Source organism: Acetobacter tropicalis (assembly GCF_001580915.1).
Taxonomy (GTDB): Bacteria; Pseudomonadota; Alphaproteobacteria; order Acetobacterales; family Acetobacteraceae; genus Acetobacter; species Acetobacter tropicalis.
Map to the genome: position 1 here is coordinate 1 of NZ_LHZQ01000050.1, position 1093 is coordinate 1093.

General features: G+C 43.5%; 3 protein-coding genes. All 3 read left to right on the forward strand.

The genetic code is table 11. From position 1 onward, the window contains the following. The coding region (locus tag AD944_RS16920; protein ID WP_045543158.1) for a hypothetical protein at positions 1-282 on the forward strand (282 nt) is incomplete at its 5' end. A gap of 270 nt (positions 283-552) precedes the next feature. Further along, complete coding sequence (locus tag AD944_RS00290) at positions 553-786, forward strand: hypothetical protein (RefSeq protein WP_045543157.1); 234 nt, start codon at positions 553-555, stop codon at positions 784-786. Positions 787-788: 2 nt separating this feature from the next. Next, a complete protein-coding gene (locus tag AD944_RS00295) occupies positions 789-1073 on the forward strand; it encodes a hypothetical protein (protein WP_236709280.1) in 285 nt (94 codons plus the stop codon). Positions 1074-1093: the final 20 nt, after the last annotated feature.

A 1093-nucleotide genomic window follows, 5' to 3' on the forward strand; every position in this document is an offset into this window, starting at 1 on the left:
ATGATGAACGATGCCGGGACAGCAGATCAGTTTCGTCAGGTGATATCAAATAGTGGTACCGGATTAGTCGAAGCTGTTGCCGATCAGGAAGACGTCCTGAATAATATTCATGATGTCATTCAGGAAGGGGATAAGGATCCCTGTGATGTTCCGACTTTCAAAGGAAAACATTCAGAAGACGTAAAAAATAGCGATATTGCCGCCGCAAATAATGTAGACGACCGCCAGATGGCTGGACGGCCAACAATTCAGTGGAAAGACGGTGTGCAATGGGTATCCTAAGGAAATGGTATCCAGGCACAAGGAAACCCCTTTGAAGTCTGGGATGCTCAGAGACTAAAGAGCGAAGGATATTTCTGGTTGGCCGACTATAATTCTGATCGTAGTAACTGGAGAACTTTCGACGAATGGAATCGTGATTCTCAAACTGCTATCAGCGATAAGACAATCGATCTTAATGCATCAACTTATAAAGATAGAAGCAATAGTGCTCCGCCATCTGCTCAATTGATAAAGTGAATTCAAGGTCGTCTACTTGCCGACGTCCAGCAGATGATACGATATGATGAAGATAGCGGCATTTATCGCTATAACACCAATGTACCTACAAGCCCGACGCTTTCCTTTGCTCAAAATGATATTGATCATTATGTACTTGATCTTGGTGTGCCTGCAGAACCAACGGATTCTCAATGGAAAGCAATATGCCAAGCTCTTCAGAAAGCAAATGATCGAGTTACCGGAACTGGCAAAACCATTGATTTCAAAGTGAAGGATATCGGTTGAATATGAGTGATGCAAAAGTCCGTGTTCGGAAAGCTCGTGCTCATTTAATACGAACCCGTAAATATATTGCTGTAATTTCAATGGATACTCGTGGAGGAAGTTTCTTTTCCACCACTGGATGGTCCACGTTTATCGACCACAAGGATGCTAATCTGGAATGGATTGGAGAAAACCTTCGTAAAGCTCTGGAAACAAGTCGGGACTATGTCGTTGAGTGGGGAGAATATCCTCTGCCACGAGAAAAAAACCTTGAGGAAGACAAAAAATCTTGGGGCTGGCATAGGTAAGCATTGTTGACGACGGTTCA

Bases quoted from the DNA above. Each gene is read 5' to 3' on its own strand.
- AD944_RS00290 (WP_045543157.1), top strand. From the start codon at position 553: ATGATACGATATGATGAAGATAGCGGCATTTATCGCTATAACACCAAT.
- AD944_RS00295 (WP_236709280.1), top strand. From the start codon at position 789: ATGAGTGATGCAAAAGTCCGTGTTCGGAAAGCTCGTGCTCATTTAATA.